At 59.9% G+C, this 25281-nt stretch carries 7 protein-coding genes; 3 read left to right on the top strand and 4 right to left on the bottom strand.

The window, feature by feature from the left end:
* Nucleotides 1-96 precede the first annotated feature (96 nt).
* Together IM294_RS01845 and IM294_RS01840 are read left to right on the top strand one after the other, a co-directional pair.
* Nucleotides 97-765, top strand: coding sequence for an epoxyqueuosine reductase QueH (locus IM294_RS01845; protein ID WP_059357517.1), 669 nt, complete (start codon nt 97-99; stop codon nt 763-765).
* A 119-nt stretch (nt 766-884) separates the two neighbouring features.
* On the top strand, nt 885-1157 hold the full coding sequence (locus IM294_RS01840) for a YqjD family protein (RefSeq protein ID WP_028013089.1): 273 nt from the start codon (nt 885-887) through the stop codon (nt 1155-1157).
* A 25-nt stretch (nt 1158-1182) separates the two neighbouring features.
* On the opposite strand, the gene IM294_RS01835 is transcribed toward IM294_RS01840, so the two are convergent.
* Nucleotides 1183-2646, bottom strand: a complete 1464-nt coding sequence (locus IM294_RS01835; RefSeq protein WP_126818042.1) for an EAL domain-containing protein — start codon at nt 2644-2646, stop codon at nt 1183-1185.
* A gap of 283 nt (nt 2647-2929) precedes the next feature.
* On the opposite strand from IM294_RS01835, the gene IM294_RS01830 reads away from it, so the two are divergent.
* A complete protein-coding gene (locus IM294_RS01830) occupies nt 2930-3814 on the top strand; it encodes a hypothetical protein (protein ID WP_028013087.1) in 885 nt (294 codons plus the stop codon).
* Nucleotides 3815-3848: 34 nt separating this feature from the next.
* Here the strand turns inward: IM294_RS01830 and IM294_RS01825 are convergent, their stop codons facing one another.
* The 3 genes from IM294_RS01825 to IM294_RS01815 all read right to left on the bottom strand — a co-directional run bounded on the left by IM294_RS01825 (nt 3849) and on the right by IM294_RS01815 (nt 25276).
* Nucleotides 3849-5024, bottom strand: coding sequence for an HlyD family type I secretion periplasmic adaptor subunit (locus tag IM294_RS01825; protein ID WP_028013086.1), 1176 nt, complete (start codon nt 5022-5024; stop codon nt 3849-3851).
* Nucleotides 5021-7198, bottom strand: coding sequence for a type I secretion system permease/ATPase (locus tag IM294_RS01820; RefSeq protein ID WP_126818041.1), 2178 nt, complete (start codon nt 7196-7198; stop codon nt 5021-5023). Before IM294_RS01820 ends, IM294_RS01825 begins: the two co-directional genes overlap by 4 nt.
* Before the next feature lie 72 nt (nt 7199-7270).
* On the bottom strand, nt 7271-25276 hold the full coding sequence (locus IM294_RS01815) for an Ig-like domain-containing protein (protein WP_126818040.1): 18006 nt from the start codon (nt 25274-25276) through the stop codon (nt 7271-7273).
* Between the last annotated feature and the right edge of the window lie 5 nt (nt 25277-25281).

The following is a 25281-nucleotide window of genomic DNA, read 5'->3' as shown; positions in this document are numbered from 1 at the left end:
GACCAGGCGGATCCTCGATTCCCGCCAGTACCGTCTGAAGACATTAATAACTTGTGCTACAATTCCATAAATTTCATTAACATATTGTAGAACAACATGAGTACAACTCCCTTCATCCGCCCGCAGCTCACCCTGCCAAACGGCGCCGATAAACTTCTGCTGCACTCCTGCTGCGCCCCCTGCTCCGGTGAAGTCATGGAAGCTATCCAGGCCTCGGGCATTGACTACACCATTTTCTTCTATAACCCCAACATCCATCCGCAAAAGGAATACCTCATCCGTAAGGAAGAAAACATTCGTTTTGCAGAAAAACACGGCGTGCCGTTTGTTGATGCCGATTACGATACCGATAACTGGTTCGAGCGTGCCAAAGGCATGGAGTGGGAGCCCGAGCGCGGCGTCCGCTGCACCATGTGCTTCGATATGCGCTTCGAGCGTACGGCGCTCTACGCGGCGGAAAATGGTTTCAGCGTAATCAGCAGCTCGCTGGGGATCTCTCGCTGGAAGAATATGCAGCAGATCAATGACTGCGGCCAGCGTGCGGCAGCGCGCTATCCGGGGATGGTCTACTGGGACTACAACTGGCGCAAACAGGGCGGCTCATCACGCATGATTGAGATCAGCAAGCGGGAACAGTTTTACCAGCAGGAATATTGCGGCTGCGTGTATTCCCTTCGGGACAGCAACCTGCACCGCAAGTCGCAGGGCCGCCCGCTTATCCGCATTGGCAAACTGTATTACGGCCATGATGAGAACGAAAAATAACGGCCTCTTCTGGTGTAGATATATCCGAAAACCGGCCAATTCCCTCCGAAATTTAGCGTTCCGCCTCTCATCTTTTCAAAGAGGGGCTATCCTTTAACTATCAACAAAAGGAGGCAAAAATGTCTGATTTCGGTACTGATAAAAACACCCAGTTTGCTGAAGACAAAGCAAAAAATAAATTTGATGAACTTTCAGGTTCAGCCCAGCAGCAGTTCGGTGAATTCGTTGATTCACCGAAGCATCAGGTAAAAGGCGCTGCGAAAAAATATGCCGCACAGGCCAGCGATGCTGTCTCTGACGTGACTGAAGCGGTCAGAAATAACCCGCTCACCGGTCTTATCGCCGCGGGTGCGGTTGGTATTGTGCTTGGCCTGTTGCTGGGACGCAAATAAACAAGGCCCTTCGGGGCTTTATTTTTTAGCTGAACAATCTCACCATGCGGTCTAATTCCTCCTCTTTCACGGCGCGCGAGAGATAATATCCCTGAAAGTTTTTCACACCCAGCTCGACTAATTTTTCAAACTTCTCCTCACTGTCAACGCCCTCTGCAATGCAAGCTGTTCCGGTCATATCGCTGTAAATCTGTATCGCTTTAATCAGATTATAATCGTTGTCGTTCGCCACAAAATGATCGACGATGTCCCGATCCAGTTTCAGCCCATCAAAATGCACCTGCCTCACGGGGAACATGGCATGATGGCTTGAGAAGCAGTCGTCAAGAAACAGTCTGCACCCCGTTTTACGCAGGTGCCGCATGGTTTCTGGGATGCTTTTATCTTTCGTTACATCAATATCTTCCGCGAATTCAAAGACCAGCTTTTCTGCCCACTGGGGGTTAAGCAGCATGCCGATGGCTTTCCTGGCCATCTCTGGCAACGCGTTCCCGGACGCCAGGCGAGGCGGAATATTAACGGAAAAATAGAATTTACCGTTATATTTATTAATCCCGGACACGGCGGCGTGGATCACCATAGCCGTAATCTTTAGCCATACTTCATAATTAGCGATGTCATTCAGAAAACGGGCTGGCTTGACTATTTTACCGTTCTTATTCCAGCGAATAAGTATCTCAAACCCCACTCCTTTCTTGTCACGATCGGTAATGATCTGGTAGGCGGGGAATATCTCCCTTTTCACCAGCGCATTAAAAACTTCCGCTTCTTTATCCGTGAAGTCCACTCTTTGATTTTGGCTTTTAATCCGCCTTTCCACTTTTACATTGCGCGGTTCATTCAACCATCGCTTAATACAATGTAATTTCTGCAGACCTTCTTTACGATGGGTGTAAACCGTTTTATTAGAAAGCCTCAGTTTGTCGCACAGGTCTTTTATAGACATGCCGCGATAGAAGTTCAATAAAACATCAACCTCTCTTCTTGTCAGCCATTTGAGCTTTTCTGACGAAGAACAGTCCAGATAGTAATCGCGTAATAAGCGCGAGCGGTCCTTAAAGCCATTATTGTGGGTGTGGAAACAGGTTATTACATCAGATACGCTGGCTATGCGAATCAATGATAATTGATGACTGTTATTTAGAAGACTACCCAGGGTTCGATACAGCCAGCTGTCCGGTATATCACCATACAGGGTAACACGACGAATAACAGGAAGTGAATTGAGTACGGATGCCAGTCGCGTCAGGCTCTCCAGGAGAGCTACCGTACCTTTTCCCAGGAACACTACGATGTGAGCGTTTTGATGAATAAGGATATTTTCCTTGTCAGGATCAGATAACTCATCTCCATCAAAGTGAATATGCGCAGTCTCTATGCCGTACTTTTTGAGCAGCAGGTGATATCCCTGAAACGTAAAGCCGCAGGTTGAAATGACAAATCTTTGCTCGTTGCGCGCATCATTCCTGAGAGAAATTGGGTGGATCATAACCTGCTCCTGGGCACGAAAGCGCCATTATTATTATGAGTATGTAAACCAACAGCGGTGTTTATAATAATTTTACAATACACCATCAAGTTAAGATACTGTTATCAACGCCATGCACTGTAACATCTTTGCGTTAATCACCTTTTTTTTCCACACATAAATATAACTCTATATTTCTTTTAAAATACCGACCGCAAGCCACTTTTTCTCAGGTATAATGAAAATTCCGAAAAAGAAGGCTGGATACTTCATCTATCGGCTCATCAAATACGAGAAAAATGCTATGGATAATCACATCTCATCCAGGGCCTTGCTACATCGAAGGGATGTTATAAAAAGCAACCCGCGGTTTAGTGAGGCAATATTAGAGCACTACACAATCAATGACGCCATCTACAAAAAACAACCCTTGTTCTACAAGACAATGCTTCAGGAATCACGGTTTAACATTATTCTTTCCATGTGTTGTTTTATATTTGGCAATCAGGCCGAATCCGTCTCAGAGATAAAAGAGTTATGTTCCCGCTATAAAATAGCCAGCCCCAACAGCGTTATTGCGATCATTACGTTACTCAGAACCACGGGACGCATCAGGACCTGGCGCTGTACGGAAGACCGGCGAAAAACGAGAATTGCCCCAACCGAAAAAGGATTGAATGAACTCAAACGCTATATGTCCGGTGCATTTTTACCCGTCAGCATTCTTTACCCGACGTTTAATATTGATGTTAACCTGCTGGATAATGACACATTGAGAAATAATTTCTTCCGCCGCGCGGCAGAATATCTTTTTCGGGGATTAACGTTCAGAAAAGTTTTACCGGAAGTGGGGTTATTTATTGATAAGGATGGAGGCCGCATGATTATGCTGTATCTTTACCTGCAGGCCATAAAAAACAAATCCGCCCACGGCGCGGTTATTCAATACTCCGCCAGCACGCTCGCTAAAGAATTCTTTGTCTCCCGGATCCACGTCAACCGGATTATCAAATCGGCGCATGAGGCAGGTTATCTTAAAGATCGCGGTGACGGTCGCCTGTCGGTGTATCCGGCGTTTTTCGAACTGGTCGAAAACTATGCCGGATTATATTTCGCCTATGTTACTCATTACATTAACGTGGTGCCGAAGGAGCGACGCCACCCAAACAACGTAACGTCAACGGTATAATACAAATGGCGTTCGGTATCCCGAACGCCAATCTTTATCTTTCGCGCAGCGCCTCTTTTGCCTTGTTCAGCGGTTTCAACAGATAATCCAGGATGGTTTTGCTGCCGGTTTTAATATCTACCGTTGCAATCATCCCTGGAAAGACCGGAAAGTCTTTGCCCTGCTTATTGGTCAGGTGGTTACTGTCGGTGCGGATATAGACGCGGTAGTAGTAGACATCTCTTTTCACCTCGTCCTGCAGGGTGTCCGGCGAAATCATGGTCACCTCGCCCTCCAGCCCGCCATAGATGGAGTAGTCATAGGCCGTAATTTTCACCAGCGCTTTCTGCCCGGGGTGGATAAACGCGACATCGCGCGGCGAGATTTTCGCCTCAACCACCATCTGGTCGTCCAGCGGGACCAGGCTCATCAGCTTGCCGTTCGGGGGAATAACGCCGCCCACGGTCGTCACGTCAATATCCTTCACAATCCCACGCACCGGCGCGTTGAAGGTCAGCCGGGTCAGGGAGTCCTCACGCCCTTTCATCACCGAACGCTGGGCTTCAATCTCCGCGTTGGCTTTCGCCAGCTCTTCACGGGCGCGGACGTAATACTGATTTTTCATCTCGGTGATTTTATTCTCAAGCTCATTTTTTTGACGCTCAAGACGTAACACCTCAACCTTGCTGGCCGCCCCCTGGGTCACCAGCGGACGAGTCAACGACAGCTCGCGCTGCACCAGCTCGGCGCCCTGACGTAAGCCGGCCAGCCCTTTTTCAAGGCTCTCGCGACGGGACTGATAGAGCGCCGTTTCCTGTTTGACCAGCTCAACGTCATCGTCCAGCTCCTCGGGAAACGCGAGTTCCGTGTCGTTAACTTCGGCCTTCAGTCGCGCAGCCGTTGCCAGCGCCGCGTTCAGACGAGACTCGCTCTCCAGCACGCTGGACTCGGTTTTAGTCCGGTCAAGCTGTGCCAGCTGCTGACCGCGCTCAACGATATCGCCTTCGCGAACCAGCAGGCTGTGGATAATCCCCCCTTCCAGGGACTGAATCACCTGCTCATGGGAGGACGGGATCACCTTGCCGCTGCCGGTCGTGACTTCGTCCAGCTGGAACAGGCTCGCCCAGGCGATAAACACCGCCAGCAGGGCGAACAGCGACCATGCCACCAGCGAGGATCGCGGCAGGCGCGGCTCTTTCAGACGGCTGTTATAACGGGAGAAATCGTTCATGCCGCACCCTCCTCTGCTACAGCCGCCGGCTTCATGGTCACGGTGCGCTGTGCCGCCTTTTGCGGTGCCAGCCCGTGCTGATGCAGGATCGCGTCGCGCGGGCCGTCCATCACCACCTTGCCGTTTTCCAGCACAATAATGCGGTCGACCAAATCCAGAATCGGCAGGCGATGCGTTGCTACCACCAGCGTCCGGCGCTTGCCCAGCCATTTGTGAAGATGCTGAATAAACTGCTTCTCGCTCATCTCGTCCAGCCAGGCGGTAGGCTCATCCAGCAGCAGGATATTCGGGGCAGTGATCAGCGCGCGCGCCAGCAGCAGCGCCTGACGCTGTCCGCCGGAGAGGCCCGTTCCGCCCTCGTTGATGATGGTGTTCAGCCCCATTTTCTGCTTACGCACATACTCCAGCGCGCCGCTATTGACCAGCGCCTGATGAATTTCATCGTCGGTGGCGAGCGGGTTCCCCATCAGGATATTGTCCCGCACGGAGCCAAAGAACAGCCGCGCCTGCTGGCTAAGCAGCTGCATGTCGCGACGCAGGTCGGCCGGGTCCAGATGATTGAGAGCAATATCGTCCAGCAGAATGCTCCCCTGCTGCGGCTCCTGCATGCCCGCCAGAAGCTGCAGCAGCGTGCTTTTACCGGAGCCGTTACGCCCGAGCACCGCCACGCGCTCACCGGCGCGAATGTGCAGTTTGCCGATGTTCAGCACGGTGAGTTTCTCTTCTTCGTCATAGTAGAAGCCGACGTCTTCCAGCCGGTAATCCCCGCGCAGGTGCGCTTTATGCACCTTCTTCCCGTGCTGCGGATCGTCAATCGGGCGCTGCATCAGGTCGTCCAGCCCCTTGCGGGCCACTTTTGCCGACTGCCAGCGCGAGAGCACGCCAGAGATCTGCGACAGCGGCGCGATGGTACGCGATGCCAGAATCGAGGTTCCCACCAGCGCACCGGTGGTCATGTCGCCACTGATGACCAGGTAACAGCCCACCAGCAGGACTACCGCATAGACGATGGACTGTACCTCCTGGGTCCAGGTCAACAGCAGCCCCGTCAGCCAGCGCTGCTTCATGCCGACGCTGGCGGCCACGTCGTTGGTGTTGTTCCACTGGTTCTGGAAACGCTGCTCGGCGCGCATCAGCTTGATGTCTTCAATGCCCTGCACCGCTTCTACCAGCGTCGCGTTACGAATGGCGGATTCACGCATCCCTTCGCTGGAGAGTTTCCCCAGCGGGCGCTGCACCAGCAGGCCCGGAATGAGCAGCAGCGGCACGGCGAGCAGGACCACCAGCACCAGTGGGCCGCCAATCATCCACAGAATAAAGACGAAGAGCAGGAAGAACGGCAGGTCGGAGATCGCCGCAATGGTGGTCGAGGTGATGAGCTCGCGCACCGACTCCAGCTCGCGGATCTGGGCGATAAACGATCCGGTCGATTTGGAGCGCGCCCCGTTTTTAATCCGCAGCGCGTGGGCAAAGACGCGTTCTGAGATGCGCAGGTCGGCGCGTTTCCCCACCACGTCCGAAATATGCACGCGCAGCATGCGCATGATGAATTCAAACACGATGGCGAGCATGACGCCGCCAAACAGCACCCACAGCGTGGCCTCCGACTGCGACGGTACCACCCTGTCGTACACCTGCATGGAGAAAACCATACCGGAGAGCGCCAGCACGTTAGCGACCAGCGCCACCAGCATGATGTCGCTGTAGCGGCGCCAGTCCTTCAGCGCCAGCTGCCAGAACCAGTTTTTCTCATACGGTTTGATGTAGTCGTCCACGCGGGCATCCGGCGTGGACTCAAGCGGGCGCAGCACCAGCAGCGTTTTCAACCGTGAGCCGAGCGCGTCCCGCGTTAGCGTCGTCTCCAGCCCGCCGTCGCCGCTGAACTGCAGGCTGACGTTGCCTTCGTTGTCCATGCGGTTAATGACCGCGATTTGACCGCCAGTGAATTCCGCCAGCAGCGGCAGGCGCCACGGATCGAGAGATGCTGCATCCGTCGCCACGCGCATTCCCAGCCCTAGCTGGCGCGCCATCTCCTCCAGCACCAGCTGGCGCGGAGACTGACTTTCATGGTTAATCGTGACCCGAACGTGCTCCACCGAAAAGTCCAGCCGGTAGTGCTTCGCGATGATGAGCATGCCCTGCAGCCAGGGTTCGTACTGTGGATGTGTCTTCATAATCTCCGGGTTAACGCCATTCGTGTAAAGAAACGCCAAAAGGCCGCGAGGATTGCTCCCCGCGGCGTTGGTTTACGCAATTAACAGCTGATGATTCGCCAGCAGCGTCGCCAGGTCCGTCTGCACGCCGTTCAGCGTCACCAGGGTGGTTGGCGAGAACTGGCCGCCGGTACCGTCCAGATCCACCTGGATTTCGGTATTGCTGCCGTTCTGCACCACGCGGACGTAATCGGTGATGTTGCCCGCGCTGCTGTCCAGCGTGGCCACGCCGTTCACGTAGCTCGCCGAGCCCGTGCCGGTATAGCCGCTGCCAGAGAGCAGATCGCGCAGGTCAATACGATCCGTGTCCGCAGTCCCTTCCCAGGTGCCGACGGTGAAGCCGTTCACCACGTCGTGACCGTTACCGCCCGTCGCGTCCGACGCGTTGATCAGCTTGTAGAGCAACGTATCGTGACCGCCGCTGCCGATGTTGAAGGTGTCGTTCCCGCCTCGGCCTTCGAACTGGTTATCACCGCTGTTGCCGGTAATGACGTCGTCGAAGTTCGAGCCGTTGATGCCCTCAATGTTGAGCAGTCGCGACGTACCGAACCCGGTGTCCTGCGCGGTAGAGAGACGCAAATCAACGGTTACGCCGGAAGTCGCATTGCGGTAATCCACCACGTCCATCCCGCCGGTGTTGCTCCAGGTGTCGTAGTCAGAATGGGTATTCCAGCCGCCGGAACCGTTGTAGGTATAGGTGCCATCCTCTGCGATAAAGGTGTCGTTATACCCGGTCCCGGTGAGGGTCCCGCTGTGGCCGCCTGTAGCTGCTTCAGCCGTCAGGACGTAGCCCTCTTTGCCGTTGCCCGCCTCCAGACCGCTCCAGGTGACGTTATCCGACACGCCGTTGGTGATCTTCAGGATCTCGGCCGAATAGGTTTCATTCGGATCCAGCCCGTAGAAGCTCACCAGCGCAGAGGTATCGTTCGAACCAATACCAGACTGGGCGTTAATGATCTGCGAAGCCACCAACACGCCCGCGGCGTTGTACAGATTGACCGTGTTGCCGTAGTAGGCGTTGATGCCCTCGCTGTCGACAATGTGCAGGTGCATCGCGGTACCGTCAGCAATTTTGGCGCTGTTTTGCACCAGCATCACCTTGCCGTTCTGCTGCGACACCAGCAGATCCTTCGCGCCGTCCCAGTTGTAGTCCACTGCCGCCACGCCGGTGGCGTAGGCCAGGCCAGTTTTAAGCTGGCTGGCGGTCCAGCTGGAACCGTAGCCGTTGTTGGTGAACAGCGTCGCCGTCTGTGAACCGCCGTAGGTACTGAGCTTGATGATGTCCATCTGCCCGTCACCGTTCCAGTCCACCGCCACCGAGAGATACCCCGCCGTGGCGTTAGAGGCTTCCACCGCGCTCTTGGTGGTTGAGAGCTTCCCGGTACCGTCGTTGTAGTAGATCACCCCGCCGTTGTTGTTGTAGCTGCTGCCCAGGTACAGATCCATGTAGCCATCGCCGTTGAAATCCGCCCACGTCATGGACGCCGCCGTGGTGGTATTCGCGGCGTTTACCACAAACACGTTGGTCAGGTTCTGGCCGATGGAGAGCGTGCCGTTGCCGTTGTTGTTGATCACGGTGAGCGAGTACGCGCCACTGCGGTTGGTGTGCTGAACGATATCCACCGTACCGTCGTTGTTCAGGTCGACGCCGGAGATTTCACGTCCGGAATCGAACTGACCGTAGAAACCGCCCTCCCCGCCGGTGCCGTCCGGCGACAGAACGCCGTTGTTGTTCACCAGGTAGGTCAGAGAGTCCATACCGGCATCGCCGTACGCCAGATCCAGATAGCCATCGCCGGTTTTATCGTACGCAATCACGCCGCCGTACCAGATGGTGGTCCCCATCGCCAGCTGGTTGGCGTTATAGGTGCTGCCATCGTAGGTCCACATCACCTGAGTAGACCCGGCGTAGGTATTCTCGGTCGCGAAGATATCCTGCGTGCCGTTACGGTCAAAGTCGGCGGCGGTCTGGCTCACCACGTAGTAGCCGCGGGTGTTGGTCAGCGTATTGCCGGCATAGGTCGAGCTATCGCTGCTGGAGTAAGCCTGAGTGTTAGCAATGATATTCCACAGACCGCTGCTGTTCATGCCGAGGGTCATGGTGGAGTTGTTGCTGTTCCCCGCCGTGGTCGCCCAGTCAGTATTCACCGTGGTGGTATCAATCACCAGGCTGCCGGTCGCCGTACCGGTGGTATTGCCGTTCCCCGCGCTGCTCTTCACCTGCGCCGTCACGCTGTAGCCCGCCACGCTCAGGGCATCGCCGTCCGGGATCTGCAGGTACCAGGTATTGTGATCCGGGTCGACTACCACGGCACCACCCGTCTGGGAGGTGTAGGTTTTCCCGTTCACCGTCACCACCAGGTGTTCACCGTTCACCAGGTCGGCGGAGACGGTACCGCTGACGATTGGGGTGGTATCTGACGTGGTCTGGGCGGTAATCGCCGCCGTGGTGGTCGGGATACTGGTATCAACGTTCAGCACGAAACCGTCGGATTCCGTGTAGTTACCGGCTTTGTCGGTCACACGCACGATGTACGTGTGGTTGCCATCGCTCAGGCCGTTATCCTGGAAGGACCAGCTTGCGCTGCCGTTCATGGTCACCTGACCGAGCAGAACGCCGTCGCGGTATAGCTGGACGATCTCGCCGTCTTCAGGGGCGCGGTTGAGCGTACCGTTGATCAGCGGTGCGTTATCGTCCGTGGCCACCGTGCTGCCAAAGGTGCCCTGACGCTCGCCTTCACCGTCGGTATAGCTCACTACCGTGCCTACCGTAGCTGGCGGCGTGGTGTCCACCGTCACCACCTGAGAGGCGGTGGAGCCGACGTTGCCCGCCTGGTCGATGATCCGCACCTGGTAGGTGTAATCCCCGTCCGCCAGATTGCGGGTATCCGTATAGCTCCAGCGCTGGTTAGTGACGGTAGCGTCTGACCAGGTATTCCCGCCGTCGAGGCTGATCTGCACCCGTTCGTCGCTCGCCAGCGCGCTGCCCAGCGAGCCGTTGATGGTCAGGGTGGTGTCCATAGTGATGAAATCACTCCCTGACTGCCCGGTATCATCGCTGATGCTGTCGATGGTGATGCCGTACTGCGGCGCCTGGGTATCCACCGTCACGGTCTGGGTGGTAGTGGCACCAACGTTGCCCGCCTGATCGACTACCCGCACCTGATAGCTGTAATCGCCGTCGGCCAGGGTGCGCGTGTCGTTATAGCGCCACTGGGTACCGCTTACCGTGGCATACACCCAGGTGCTGCCGCCGTCCATGCTCACCTGCACGTACTCACCCGCACCTAGCTCTGCGCCAAGCGTGCCATGCAGGGTGTACGAGGTCGAACTGGTCAGGAAGTCGTTATTGTCGAAGCCAGTATCCACGGTGATGTTATCCACCGTCACCGTAATCGCCGCATCCGGGGCGACCGTATCGACGGTCACCTGCTGATGGGCGCTGGCGCCCACGTTGCCCGCCGCATCCACCACGCGCACGTAGTAGTCATAGGTCTGGTTACCCAGCGTACGTCCGTCCACGTAGTACCAGCTGTTGCCGGTGACAATCACGTTCTGCCAGGTGACGCCGCCGTCGATGCTGATCTGGGCATACTCGCCGTCGGCCAGCGTCGCGCCGAGCGAGCCGTGCAGCGTCAGGGACGTATCGTTGGTGATAAAGTCGCTGCTGCTCAGGCCGGTATCGTCGCTGATGCTGTCGATAGCGATCGTTTTGCTGGCGTCCGGCGCAACCGTATCAATCGTCACGACCTGGCTGGCGGTGGCGCTGATGTTGCCCGCGTCGTCAATCACGCGCAGCTGGTAGTTGTAATCCCCGTCGGCCAGCGTACGACCGTCCACGTAGGTCCAGGTCAGGCCGCTCACGCTGACGTCGGTCCAGGTGACGCCGCCGTCGAGGCTGATCTGCGCGTGGTCGCCGCTGCCCAGCGCCGCGCCGAGCGTCCCTTTCAGGCTGATCTGGTTGTCGCTGGTGATAAAGTCGCTGCCGGACAGGCCGGTATCCTGGGTAACGGAATCCACGGTAATGGTCGTTGCCGCAGGCTTCGTCAGGTCAATCACTACGTTTTGGCTGTCCGTTGCCCCCACGTTGCCCGCGCTATCGATCACCCGCACCTGGTACTGATACGTACCGTCCGTCAGGGTGCGGCCATCGGTGTAGCGCCACGTGGTGCCGGTCACCGTCAGGTCAATCCAGGTGGTGCCGCCGTCGAGGCTGATCTGCGCCTTCTCGTTATTACCGAGCTGCGCGGTCAGGGAGCCGTTGACCACTACCTGCTTATCGTTGGTGATGAAATCCGTCGCGCTCAGGCCGGTGTCGTTTTGCAGCGAATCAATGCTGATGCCCATCGACGGCGCGGTGAGATCGACGGTGACGGTGTGGTTATCGCTGGCGCTGTTGCCGATGGCGTTGCTGACCTGCGCCTTAATCACGTACGAACCGCCGTCTGCCAGGGCGGTGACGTCTGCGCTGCCCACCGTGTAGCTCCAGGTGCCGTCATTCTGCACGGTCGCCGCGTAGGTTTTGCCGTTCAGGGTGATGGTCACCGTCTGGCCCGCAGGCGCGTCGGTGGTGCCGCTGACGACCAGCGGCGTGCCGTGTTCGGCCGCGTTGACGATATCGTCCTGCGCAAAGGTGTTAATGGTGATGGTTGGGACATCGCCGTTCAGCGTCACGTCATGGGTTGCGCTACCCGGGTTGCCCGCCCTGTCGCTTACCGACGCGGTAATGGTGTAATCCCCGTCGCTCAGGCCGAGGAAATCACGCCCCGGCACGAAGACCGACCACGTTCCGTCCGCCCCGACGGTCGCCTGATAGCTGTGCCCGCTGAAGGAAACGGTTACCGTCTGGCCCTGTTCTGCCGTGGTGGTGCCGCGGATGGTCTGACCCGCCAGCTGCTCCGCGTTGTTGACGATATCGTCATCCGCCACGGTGCTGATGGTCACGGTCGGCGCAGCGGTATCCACCGTTAAGGTGTGCGTGGTCTGGCCGCCGTTACCGGCTTTGTCGTTGACCGACGCGGTGACCGTCAGCGCCCCCTGGCTCAGAGTAGCCAGATCTGCCGCCGGCACATCGAGCGTCCAGGTGCCGTCGCTGCCCACAAGCGCAGTGTAGGTTTTGCCGCCCAGCGTCACGGTGACGGTCTGGCCCGCCTCCGCGCTGGACGATCCGTGTACCGTCAGCGGCTGCTGCGCTTCCAGCGCGTTCAGCATGTCGTCACCCGACAGCGTCGCAATGCTCACGACAGGCGCGGTGGTATCCACGCTGATGCCGTGCGTCGCCGAGGCGCTGTTGCCCGCGCTGTCCTGCGCCGACACGGATACCTGATAGCTCGCGCCATCGGCCAGGGCACCCACGTCTGCGGCCGGAACGGTGGTCGTCCAGCTGCCGTCGTTCTGGATGGTGGCTGTATAGGTCTTGCCGTTCAGCGTCACGGTGACCTGCGTCCCGCTGGCGAACTGGGCGCTGGAGCCGTTAATCACCAGCGAACTACCCGCTTCTGTCGCGTTGATGATGTCGTCACCGCTGAGGGTATTCACCGTCAGCGCCACGGAAGCCGTGTTCACCACCACATCGTGAGTCTGGGTGCTGCTGTTGCCCGCACTGTCAGTAATGGTCGCGCTAATGGTCACGGTGCCGTCGGTCAGGGCAGAAATCACGCTGGCCGGAACGCCCACGCTCCAGTTGCCGCTGGCGTCAACGGTGGTGGTGTACTGGTTTGAACCGATGGTGATGACCAGCTTATCGCCGACGCTCGCGCCGGTTGCCGTTCCGCTCACGATCTGCGCCTGCCCGTGCTCCACGCTGTTTATGACGTCATCGCCCGCCACAGCCTTAAAGCTGACGGACGGCGGTGTGGTATCAAGCGTAATCGCTTTGCCCGCGCTGCCCGGGTTACCCGCGGCGTCGCTCACGCTGACCTGCACGGTGTAGCCGTTATCGGCCAGTGCGGAGAGGTCAGTGCCCGGTACGTTGACGCTCCAGATACCGCCCTGCTGCACCTGAGCGCTATAGCTCTTGCCGCCCAGCGTCACGGTGACCGTCTGCCCGGCTTCCGCCGTGGTGGTGCCGGAGATGGCCACGCCCGCAGCCGCTTCGCTGCCGTTAATCACGTTATCACCTGCCACCGTATCAATCGTCACGGTCGGCGCGGTCGCATCCACGCTGTACTCGCGGCCTGCCGTCGCGCTGTTGCCGTGCACGTTGGTGACGCTCACCTGCACGCTGGCGTCGCCGTCCTTCAGGCCCGCGAGATCCGCGGAAGGCACGGTGGCCGTCCAGTTGCCGTCGGCATCCACTTTCGCGGTGTAGGTTTTTCCGCCGAAGGCGATTGTGACGGTCTGGTTTTCCTCCACGTTCGAGGTGCTGCCCGAGAGCACCAGATCCGCGCCTTTCTCCGCCGCGTTAATCACGTCGTCGGTGGCGATCGCATCGATGCTGATCGCCACGGCCGCCAGATCGACGGTGACGTCGTGACTGATGGAGACCGGGTTACCCGCGCTGCTCTGGCCTGCCACGGTGACGGTCACCGCGCCTGCTGCCAGGGCACCCACGTCTGCGGCCGGGATCGCCGCGCTCCAGGTACCGTTCGCCAGCACGGAGGCCGCATAAGTTTTGCCGTTAACGGTCACGGTGAGCGTGGTGCCCGCCGCCAGCCCGTCGCTGGAACCGGTGACGATCAGGTTCTGTCCGTGCTCGATGCTGTTGATCACATCATCGCCCGCCACGGTATTGATACGCAGACCCGGCAGGCTGGCGTCTATAACGATTTCGCGCTCGCCCGCGCCGGTATTGCCGTGGCCGTTGGTGACGGTCGCCGACACGGTCAAATCGCCGTTGCCCAGCGCCGTCAGGACGGACTCCGGCACGCTCACGGACCAGGTCAGATCGCTCTGCACCGTCGCGGTGTAGCTGTTGCCGCCAATGTTCACCGTCACCATGTTACCGGCTTCCGCGTTCGCCACCTTACCGGTGATGGTCTGGCCTGCCGCCACTTCTGCCGCGTTGATGACGTTATCACCCGCCACGGTGTTGATGGTGACGGTCGGCAGCGCGGTGTCGACCAGCAGGTTCGCCGTATTGCTGACGCTATTGCCCACGCCGTTGGTCGCGGCTGCGCTCAGGGTGTAATTCGCTTCGCCCAGACCCGCCAGATCCACCGCCGGAACCGTCAGGCTCCAGGTGCCGTCTGCGGCGGTCGTTGCAGTGTAGCTTTTTCCGTTGAGGGTCACGGTCACCAGGGTGCCTTCCGCGAGGTTGGCGCTGGTGCCGCTGACGCTTAGTTCCTGACCTTTTTCCACCGCGTTCAGGACGTTATCGCCGCTGATGGCGTTAAAGCCCACGGACGGCAGCCCGGTGTCCACGGTGACGTTATGGCTGCCGCTGCCGGTGTTGCCCGCCGCGTCGGTAACAGATGCAGTGACGGTCACGGTGCCGTCGCTGAGACCGGAAATCACGCTGGCCGGAACGCCCACGCTCCAGTTCCCCGCCGCGTCCAGCACGGTAGTGTACGTCTGGCCGCCAATCGTGACGGTGACCTTATCGCCCGCTGCTGCGCCGGTGGCGGTGCCGCTGATGATTTGCGCCTGCGCGTGCTCGGCGAGGTTGATCACGTCATCGCCCGCCACGGTGTTGATGGTCACCGCAGGTACGGTCACGTCCACCGTCAGGTTATGGTTTACGGATGCCGGGTTGCCCGCCTTGTCGCTTACGCTCGCGGTCACGGTGACGCTGCCGTCGCTGAGCGACGCCAGATCCGCTGCCGGAACGTTCAGCGTCCAGCTGCCGTCCGCGCCGACGGTTGTGGTGTAGTCTTTGCCGTTCAGCGACACGGTCACGGTCTGGCCCGCTTCGGCGGTGCTGGTGCCGGAAACCGTCAGGTCAGACTGCGCTTCCGTGGCGTTCAGGATGTCGTCAGTCGCCATCGTATTAATGGTGACGGATGGCGCGGTGGCATCCACGCTGTACTCGCGGCCCGCCGAGGCGCTGTTGCCGTTCACGTTGGTGACGCTCACCTGCAGGCTGGCGTCGCCGTCCTTGAGGCCCGCCAGATCCGCAGCCGGCACGGTATAGGTCCAGTTGCCGTCTGCGTCTACAGTAGTGGTGTAGATTTTACCGTTCAGGCTCAGGGTGACGGTCTGCCCGGCTTCCACGTTAGTGGTCGCGCCGGACAGCACCAGATCCGCACCTTTCTCCGCCGCGTTGATCACGTCGTCGGTGGCAATGGCGTTGATGCTGATGGCAACGGTAGCCAGATCCACGGTAACGTCGTGGCTGATGGTGATCGGGTTACCCGCCGCGCTGTCGCCGGTGACGCTGATTTTTACTGTGCCTTCCGGCCACGCGCTCACGTCCGCAGACGGAACCGCCGCGCTCCAGGTGCCGTCCGCCAGCACCGTCGCCGCATAGTCTTTGCCGTTCACGGTAACGGTCAGCGCCGTGCCCGCCGCCAGCCCGTCGCTGGAGCCGGTGACGATCAGGTTCTGCGCATGCTCAATGCTGTTGACCACGTCGTCGCCCGCCACGGTGTTCACGCGCAGGCCCGGCAGGTTAGCGTCGATCGCGATCTCACGCTCGCCGCTGCCGGTGTTGCCGTGGCCGTTGGTGACGGTTGCCGTCACGCTCAGGCTGCCGTTGCCGAGTGCGGTCAGCACATCAGACGGCACGTTCACGGACCAGCTCAGATCGTTCTGCACCGTTGAGGTATAGCTGTTGCCGCCAATGGTCACGGTTACGGTATTGCCCGCTTCGGCATTCGCCACGGTACCGCTCAGGGTCTGGCCTGCCGCCACTTCCGCCGCGTTGATAACGTTATCGCCCGCCACGGTGTTGATCGTGACGGTCGGCAGCGCGGTGTCGACCAGCAGGTTCGCAGCGCTGCTCACGCTGTTGCCCACCCCGTTGGTGGCGGTCGCATTGAGGGTGTAACTGGCCTGACCGAGACCGGCCAGATCCGCAGCCGGAACCGTCAGGCTCCATGTGCCGTCCGCGGCGGTCGTTGCGGTGTAGTTTTTACCGTTCAGGGTCACGGTCACCACGGTGCCTTCCGCCAGGTTGGCGCTGGTGCCGCTGACGCTCAGATCCTGACCTTTTTCCACCGCATTCAGAACGTTATCGCCGCTGATGGCGTTGAAGTTGACCGATGGCAGACCGGTATCGACGGTCACGTTATGGGTGCCGCTGCCGGTGTTGCCCGCCGCGTCGGTAACAGACGCAGTGACGGTCACGGTGCCGTCGCTGAGGCCAGAAATCACGCTCGCCGGGACGCCCACGCTCCAGTTACCTGCCGCGTCCAGTACGGTGGTGTAAGTCTGGCCGCCGATGGTAACGGTGACCTTATCGCCCGCTGCCGCGCCGGTGGCGGTGCCGCTGATAATCTGCGCCTGACCGTGTTCGGCGACGTTAATCACGTCGTCGCCCGCCACGGCGTTGATGGTGACCGCAGGAACGGTCACGTCCACCGTCAGGTTATGGTTTACGGATGCCGGGTTGCCCGCCTTGTCGCTGACCGATGCGGTAACGGTGACGCTGCCGTCATTAAGCGCGGCCAGATCCGCCGACGGAACGTTCAGCGTCCAGCTGCCGTCCGCGCTGACGGTTGTGGTGTAGTCTTTGCCGTTCAGCGTCACGGTCACGGTCTGACCCGCTTCGGCGGTGCTGCTGCCGGAAATCGCCAGGTCAGACTGCGCTTCCGTCGCGTTCAGGATGTCGTCAGTCGCCATCGTATTAATGGTGACGGATGGCGCGGTGGCATCCACGCTGTACTCGCGGCCCGCAGAGGCGCTGTTGCCGTTGACGTTGGTGACGCTTACCTGCACGCTGGCGTCACCGTCCTTCAGGCCCGCCAGATCCGCAGCCGGCACCGTGGCGGTCCATTTACCCTCAGCGTCCACCGTGGCGGTGTAGTTCTTGCCGCCGAAGGTGATGGTGACGGTTTGATTTTCCTCCACGTTTGAGGTGGTGCCGGAGAGCTCCAGATCCGCCCCTTTCTCCGCCGCGTTAATCACGTCGTCGGTGGCAATGGCGTCGATGCTGATAGCGACGTTCGCCAGATCCACCGTCACATCGTGGCTGATGGAAACCGGATTGCCCGCGCTGCTCTGGCCCTCAACGGTCACGGTGACCGTGCCCGCTGCCAGGGCACTTACGTCCGCAGAAGGGAGAGCCGCGCTCCATGTACCATCCGCCAGTACCGTCGCGGGATAGGTTTTGCCGTTGACGGTAACGGTCAGCGCCGTGCCTGCGCTCAGACCATTGCTGGAACCGGTAATAATCAGGTTCTGTCCGTGTTCGATGCTGTTGATCACGTCGTCGCCCGCCACGGTGTCCACACGCAGGCCCGGCAGGCTGGCGTCTATCGCGATCTCACGCTCGCCGCTGCCGCTGTTGCCCACGCCGTTCGTCACGCTGGCGGTTACAGTCAGATCGCCGTTGCCCAGCGCCGTCAGGACCGATTGCGGTACATCGACGGACCAGGTCAGATCGCTCTGCACCGTTGCGGTGTAGCTGTTGCCGCCAATCGTTACGGTTACGGTGTTGCCCGCCTCGGCATTCACCACCTTACCGCTAATGGTCTGGCCGGCAGCCAGCTCCGCCGCGTTAATCACGTCGTCACCGGCGACGGTGTTGATAATCACCCCCGGCAGAACGGACTCCACGTTGACGGTGTGCGAGGTGCTGGTGCCGTTGCCGACGCTGTCCGTTGCCGAGGCAGTGATGGTGTAAAGCGCTTCACCCAGCTGCCCCACCTCGCTCGCCGGAACCGTCGTGGACCATTGGCCGTTGGCCTCAACCGTGGCGCTGTAGGCTTTGCCGTTGAGCATCACGGTCACCACCGCGCCCGCCGCCAGTCCGGAAGCCGTACCGTTGATGGTCAGATCCTGCATTTTCTCGCTGCTGTTGATCACATCGTCACCGGAGACGGTGTCAATGGTCAGCACCGGCGCGCTCAGGTTGACTTCCACCTCGCGCGTCGCGCTGTTGCTGTTTCCGGCTTTGTCGGTCAGCGCCGCGGTGATGGTGTAATCCCCGGCGGTCAGGGCACCGACGTCCGCCGCAGGCACGCCCACGCTCCAGTTGCCGGACGCATCCAGCGTCGCCGTGTAATCTTTGTTATTGATGGTGACGGTCACCACGTCGCCCGCCGCCGCGCCGGTCACTGAGCCGGTAACGATCAGAGCCTGCCCGTGCTCGGCGCTGTTGATCACGTCGTCATCGGAAACGGTGTTGATGGTCAGCTGTGGCACGGTGGTATCGACCAGCACATCGCGAGCCGCGGAGGCCGGGTTGCCCGCTTTGTCCGACACGGCGGCGCTGACGGTATAGTTCCCGTCGGTAATCGCGCCCACATCCGCAGAAGGCACGGTCACGCTCCAGCTGCCGTTTGCCTGCACGGTGGTGGTGTAATCCACGCCGTTCAGCGTGACGGTCACGGTCTGGCCCGCTTCGGCGTTAGAGACGCCGTTGATGACCAGATCCTGCTGCGCTTCGGCGGCATTGATGATGTTGTTGTCGCTGACGATTTCGATGGAGACCGTCGGCGCGGTGGCGTCCACGCCGTACTCGCGTCCCGCCGAGGCGCTGTTGCCGTTCACGTTGGTGACGCTCACCTGCACGCTGGCGTCGCCATCCTTCAGGCCAGCCAGATCTGCCGACGGCACGGTCGCCGTCCAGTTGCCGCTGGCATCCACTTTCGCCGTGTAGGACTTGCCGCCGAACGTGATGTAAACCGTCTGGTTCTCTTCCACGTTGCTGGTGGTACCTGAAAGCACCAAATCTGCGCCTTTTTCTGCCGCATTAATCACGTCGTCGGTGGCAATCGCGTCAATGCTGATAGCAACCGTCGCCAGATCGACCTTCACGTCGTGGCTGATGGAGACCGGGTTGCCTGCTGCGCTATTTCCCTCGACCTTCACGGTGACCGTGCCTGCGCCGAGCGCGCTGACGTCTGCCGCCGGAATGGCCGCCGTCCAGGTACCGTCTGCCAGCACCGTGGCCGCGTAGGTTTTGCCGTTGACGATCACGCTCAGCGCCGCGCCCGCTGCCAGGCCGTCGCTGGAGCCGGTAATAATCAGGTTTTGCGCATGCTCAATGCTGTTAATCACGTCGTCGCCCGCCACGGTATCGACGCGCAGGCCCGGCAGATTGGCGTCTATAACGATTTCGCGCTCGCCGAAGCCGGTGTTGCCGTGGCCGTTAGTGACGCTGGCTGACACCGTCAGATCGCCGTTACCGATAGCGGTTAAGACCGCGGAAGGCACGTTGACCGACCAGCTCAGATCGTCCTGAACCGTCGCGGTATACGTATTGCCGCCGATTGAAAGGGTGACAGTGTCACCGCTCGCCGCGCCGCTCACCTTCCCGCTCAGGGTTTGTCCGGAAGCGACTTCCGCCGCGTTAATCACGTCATCGATGGCGATTGCGTTAATGGTGACCTGCGGCAGCGCGCTGTCGACCAGCACGCTATGGCTGGCGTTCGCACCGTTGCCTGCGCTATCGGTCACGCTTGCCGTGACGGTATAGCTCGCTTCGCCCAGCGCAGAGACGTTCGCCGCCGGAACGGTCACGCTCCAGCCGCCGCTGGCGTTGGTGGTCGCGGCGTAGCTGATGCCGTTCAGGGTCACCGTAATGGCTGTACCTTCCGGCTGGTTGCTGGTGCCCGAAATCAGCAGATCCTGGCCTTTCTCGACCGCGTTAATCACGTCGTCAAGCGCCAGGGTATTGATGGCAATCTCCGGCGCGGCCAGGGAGACGTCAAATTCATGCGTGGCGGTGGTGCTGTTACCCGCTTTGTCGGTGAGGGTCGCGGAGATCGTCTGCTCGCCGTTAGCCAGCGCGCCCACGTCTGCCGCCGGAACGCCCACGCTCCAGCTTCCGGCACCGTCCAGCATCGCGGTGTAGTCTTTGCCGTTCAGGGTGACGGTAATGACGTCACCCGCCTGCGCGCCCGTGACCTTGCCGGAGACGATCAGCGCCTGGCCGTGCTCGGCAATATTCACGATGTCGTCGCCCGCAACGATGTTAAAACTAATCTGCGGCACGGTGGTATCCACGAGCACGGAGGCATCCGCGCTGGCCGGGTTGCCCGCTTTGTCGGATACGGAAGCCGTGACCGTGGCGTTACCGTCTGTGATGCCCGCCAGATCGGCTGCCGGCACGTCCAGCGTCCAGCTACCGTCAGCCTGCACCTGCGCGGTGTACTGCTTGCCGTTGAAGGTTACGGTGACCGTCTGGCCTGCTTCGGCAGTGGACGTCCCGCTCAGGGTCAGATCCTGCGCTGCCTCAGCCGCGTTCAGCATGTTATCGCCGCTGATGGTATTGATGGTCACCGTTGGCGCGGCGGTATCGACGCTGAACTCCTGCGCAGACGACGCCGCGTTGCCGTTCACGTTGCTCACGCTGACCTGCACGCTGGCTTCGCCGTCCTTCAGGCCGCTCAAATCGGCTGCCGGTACGGTGTACGTCCAGTCGCCGTTGGCGTTCACCGTCGTGGTGTAGGTTTTACCCGCAAAGGTGATGGTGACGGTCTGGCCTGCTTCTACGTTCGCGGAGGAGCCGGAAAGCACAAGATCCTGACCTTTTTCTGCCGCGTTGAGCACGTTGTCCGAGGTCACGCTGTTGATGCTGACGGCGACCGGCGCGAGATCGACGTCCACGACGGTGCCGATAGTCACCGGGTTGCCGGAAGGATCCTGCGCGCTTGCCTTGATATCCAGCGAACCGTCCGCCCACTGGGACACGTCCGCTGCCGGAACCGCCGCCTGCCAGGTACCGTCCGCCAGTACGGTTGCGGAATAGATCTTACCGTTAATGGTCACCGTGACGGTGCTGCCCGCTGCCAGATCGGTGCTTGAACCGGAAACAATCAGGTTCTGAGCGTGCTCAATGACGTTAATGACGTCATCACCCGCCACGGTATCAATACGCAGGCCCGGCAGTTGGGCGTCGATGGTAAAGTCCAGCGAAGACGAACCGGTGTTGCCGTGTGCGTTGGTGACGCTGGCCGATACGGTCAGTTCGCCGTTGCCGAGCGCGGTTAACTGGCTCTCGGTTAACGGCAGGCTCCATGAGAGATCGTCCTGCACGGTAGCGGTGTATGTTTGACCGCCGAGGATAATCGTGACGGTATCGCTCGATGCCGCGTTAGAGACCTTCCCGGTCAGGGTTTGCCCTGCGGTGACTTCCGCCGCGTTGACGATATTGTCGGTCGCGAAAGTGTTGATAGTGACGACCGGCAACGCGCTGTCCACCAGCACATCGTGCGAGGTTGAGGCGCTGTTGCCCACATTATCGGTAACGCTCGCCGTCACGGTGTAATTGGCTTCGCCCAGCGCGCTCACCGCAGAGGCTGGCACGGTGACGCTCCAGCTGCCGCTGGCGTTAGTGGTGGTGGTGTAGTTGATACCGTTCAGGTTTACAGTGATGGTGGTCCCTTCCGGCTGGTTGCTGGTACCGGAAAGCAGCAGATCTTCACCCTTCTCTGCCGCATTGATCACGTCATCTTCGGCCAGGGTGTTAATACCGATAACAGGCGTCACGGTATTCACCACCACATCCAGAGAACTGCTGCCGGTGTTGCCGGACCGATCGGTCACAGAGACGTTAATGGTCCAGGTGCCGTCCGTCAGCCCCTGAACGACGGATGCAGGCAGGCCGAGGCTCCAGTTGCCCGCCGCGTCCACCGCGGTGGTGTAGTCCACGTTATTAATAGTGATGGTGACCAAATCGCCCGCCGCCGCGCCGGTGACGGAGCCGCTCAGGATCTGTGCCTGAGAATGGGCCAGCTGGTTAACGGTGTTTGTGTCGGTGACAAAGTCATTAATGGTCACCTGCGGCACGGTGGCATCCACCAGACCAACGCGGTCCGCACTGCTGCTGTTACCTGCCACGTCGCTGACGGAGGCCGTCACGGTGACAGTGCCGTCTGCCAGCGCGCCAACGTCGGCGGCAGGCACGTTCAGCGTCCAGGTGCCGTCAGCTTGTACGGTAGTTTGATAGTTTTTGCCGTTCAGCGTCACGGTGACCGTCTGGCCCGCTTCAGCGGTTGTGCTGCCGCTGAGCACCAGATCCTGCTGCGCTTCTGCCGCATTGATGATGTTGTCGTCGGTCAGATTATCGAGCGTAATGGTCGGCGGCTGCGTATCGACGGTCACCACGCGTGAGGCGTCCGCGCTGTTGCCGCTGACGTTGGTCACGCTGACGCTTACCTGCGCCCGCCCGTCAATCAGCGTTTCCATGGCGTTCGCCGGGACGGTCAGGCTCCAGGAGCCATCCTGCTGCACCTGCGCGGTAAAAGTCTGGTCGGCAAATTTCACCACCACGGTTTGCCCCGCCTCCACGCCCTGCGTCTGGCCGGAAAGGGTTAAATCGCTCCCTTTTTCTGCCGCGTTCAGCAGGTCATCGCCGGAGACGGTATCAATGGTGACCGCCACGGCGTTGAGATCGAGTTCAATCGGGTGTTCAGCCGCAACGGTGTTGCCCCAGGCATCTTCCGCGCTGACGCTGACCGTCATACCTCCGGCCGTCCAGGCCTGCAGATCCGCAGCAGGAACGCCAATGCTCCAGCCGCCGCTGGCGGTCACAACTGCCTGATATTCGACATTGTTGATGGTGACGACAATCGGCGTACCTGCGGCCAGATGGGTGCTGGCGCCGGTGACGGTCAGATCCTGCTGTTGCTCGATGGCATTGATTACGTCATCGCCGGAAATGGTGTTTACGCGCAGACCCGGCAGTTCCGCGTTGATATTGATATCGCGCTCGCCGGTGCCGGTATTACCGTGCCCGTTGGTCACGGAGGCGGTAAAGGTCAAATCCCCGTCGCCGAACGCCTGAAGATCCGCTGAAGGGATCGTGACGTTCCAGGTCAGATCGCTGCCCACCGTGGCGCTGTAACTCTTACCGCCAACGGTAACAGACACCGTATCGCCCGCCGCCGCGCCGGTAACGCGGCCACTGAGGGTTTGGTCCACGCCCGCTTCGGCGCTATTAACCAGGTTATCCCCCGCAAAGGTGTTAATGATCACCTTCGGCAGCACGGTATCGACCAGCAGATTCGCCTCTGCGGAGCCGCTGTTACCCACGCTGTCGGTGCCGCTGACGCTGACGCTATAAAGGGTGTTCGCCAGATTCAGGACGTCGGATACCGGCACCTGAACCGCCCAGATACCGTTTTCGACGGTCGCCTGATAGCTGACGTTGTTTAGCGTCACGGTAACGGCGCTGCCGTCCGGCAGGTTGCTGGTGCCGCTCAGGCTCAGCGGCTGCATCGCCTCCCGTGCATTCAGCACGTTGTCCTGGCTGATGGCGTCAATCGTAAATTCCGGCGGGTTGCCGCTCAGCGCAATGCCGTGCGTGGCGCTACCGGTGTTCCCCGCTGCGTCGGTGACGGAGACGGCAATGGTGTGATTGCCCTCACCCAGCGCGCCGACGACGGAGGCAGGAACGCCCACGCTCCAGCTGCCGTCTGCCTGTACGACGCCGGTGAAGGTCTGGCCACCAACGGTCACGGTGACGACATCGCCTGCCGCCGCGCCGCTCACCTGCCCGGAAATAATCTGCGCCTGGCCCTGCTCGCTGGTGTTGAGGATATCGTCGCCCGCGACGGTGTTGATGGTGACGACCGGCGCGTTGGTATCTACCGTGAAATCCGCGGTCACGGACGAGCCGTTGCCCGCTTTGTCGCTGACGTTCACCGTCAGGGTGTGGTGACCCTCATTAAGGGCCTGCACCTCGCTGGCCGCCAGCGTGACGGACCAGGTGCCGTCGCTGCCCACCGTGGCGTTATAATTTTTGCCGTTCAGCGTCACCGTCACAATCTGCCCGGCTTCCGCGTTGGTTTTACCACTCAGCGTCAGCGGCTGGTTGTGCTCAGCGGCATTGATGATGTTGTCCTGTGCGAGCGTATCGACGGAGAGCGTTGGCGCAGCGGTATCCACGCCAATCGTCTGGCTTCCGCTCACGGTGTTACCCGCCGCGTCTTTGCCGCTGACGCTGACGGTCCAGGTACCGTCGCTGAGCGCCTGCGCGTCTGCCGCAGGCACGTTAACGCTCCACGCGCCGTCTGCTCCCACCTGAGCGGTGTAGGTTTTGCCGTTCAGCGTTACGGAAACGTCGGTTCCCTGCGCCAGATGCTGGCTGCTGCCGGACAGCGTAAAGCCTGCGGACTTTTCGCTGGCGTTAATCACGTTGTCACCCGCCGTTGTCGCCAGCGTAAGCGTGGCCTCGGACGTAGAGACGGTCACGGTGATGTTGCCCGCTGACGTGGTTTTACTGCCGTCGATCTGCACCACCGACCAGGTGTGCTCTCCGTCGGCCTGGGTCGGGAGTTTTACCGTCCAGGTGCCGTCTTTACCGACCATCGCGCTGGCGATGGTGCTGCCGCTGCCGTCTTTAATCTGGATGGTCGCGCCCGGCTGACCGGTACCGCTGAAGGTCGGCGCGTTATCGTCCGTGAGGGCGTTTGCGCTCAGCACTCCCTGCTTGTCGCCCACCTTGTCCGACAGCAGGAAGGTCGGCGTGGCGCTTTCCACTTCTTTGGTGTTATCAATGACTTTCGTTTTGGTTTCGCCGTCACCGCCGTGGGCCAGCAGTGCGCCGATAGCACCGCCGCCTAACGCCGCCCCTGCAATCCAGCCCCACGGGGCATCGCTCAGGGCGCTTCCTTGCTCCAGGAAGGGTTCAATGCTGCTAATGGGTGTGGCCTGCGCGGTTAATTCAGTAGCGGCAACGCCTGATGCTTCCCCGGCATCGGCAAAAGAGAGATGAGTCAGTTCCTGCCCGTCGTTGAACACCAGCTCTGACTGATGTTGGGTTTCAGGATCTTCAACAAAATAGTTATTGCAGCGAATAACGCTGCCGTCCTTCATATAAATGAGAAGGTCTTTACCCTGGCGGACATAACGCACCACGTCCTGAGCAGAGCCCTGAATTTCAATCACGCTCGGCGATGAAATAGAGACCGACAGATTTCCTTCGCCGGTTAATTTCGTTTTCTCCGCCGTTTTGCGAATGATGACATCAACAACCTTTACGTTACTCATATTCC

This window comes from Enterobacter cloacae complex sp. P43RS, assembly GCF_014930585.1.
Lineage (GTDB): Bacteria > Pseudomonadota > Gammaproteobacteria > Enterobacterales > Enterobacteriaceae > Enterobacter > Enterobacter bugandensis.
Note: the sequence above shows the minus strand (reverse complement) of the source record. Positions and strands in the feature narration are given on the sequence as shown.

What these genes read in the sequence shown, in the direction of transcription:
- IM294_RS01845 (WP_059357517.1), top strand. Translation starts at nt 97, where the DNA reads ATGAGTACAACTCCCTTCATCCGCCCGCAGCTCACCCTGCCAAACGGC.
- IM294_RS01840 (WP_028013089.1), top strand. Translation starts at nt 885, where the DNA reads ATGTCTGATTTCGGTACTGATAAAAACACCCAGTTTGCTGAAGACAAA.
- IM294_RS01835 (WP_126818042.1), bottom strand. Translation starts at nt 2,646, where the DNA reads ATGATCCACCCAATTTCTCTCAGGAATGATGCGCGCAACGAGCAAAGA.
- IM294_RS01830 (WP_028013087.1), top strand. Translation starts at nt 2,930, where the DNA reads ATGGATAATCACATCTCATCCAGGGCCTTGCTACATCGAAGGGATGTT.
- IM294_RS01825 (WP_028013086.1), bottom strand. Translation starts at nt 5,024, where the DNA reads ATGAACGATTTCTCCCGTTATAACAGCCGTCTGAAAGAGCCGCGCCTG.
- IM294_RS01820 (WP_126818041.1), bottom strand. Translation starts at nt 7,198, where the DNA reads ATGAAGACACATCCACAGTACGAACCCTGGCTGCAGGGCATGCTCATC.
- IM294_RS01815 (WP_126818040.1), bottom strand. Translation starts at nt 25,276, where the DNA reads ATGAGTAACGTAAAGGTTGTTGATGTCATCATTCGCAAAACGGCGGAG.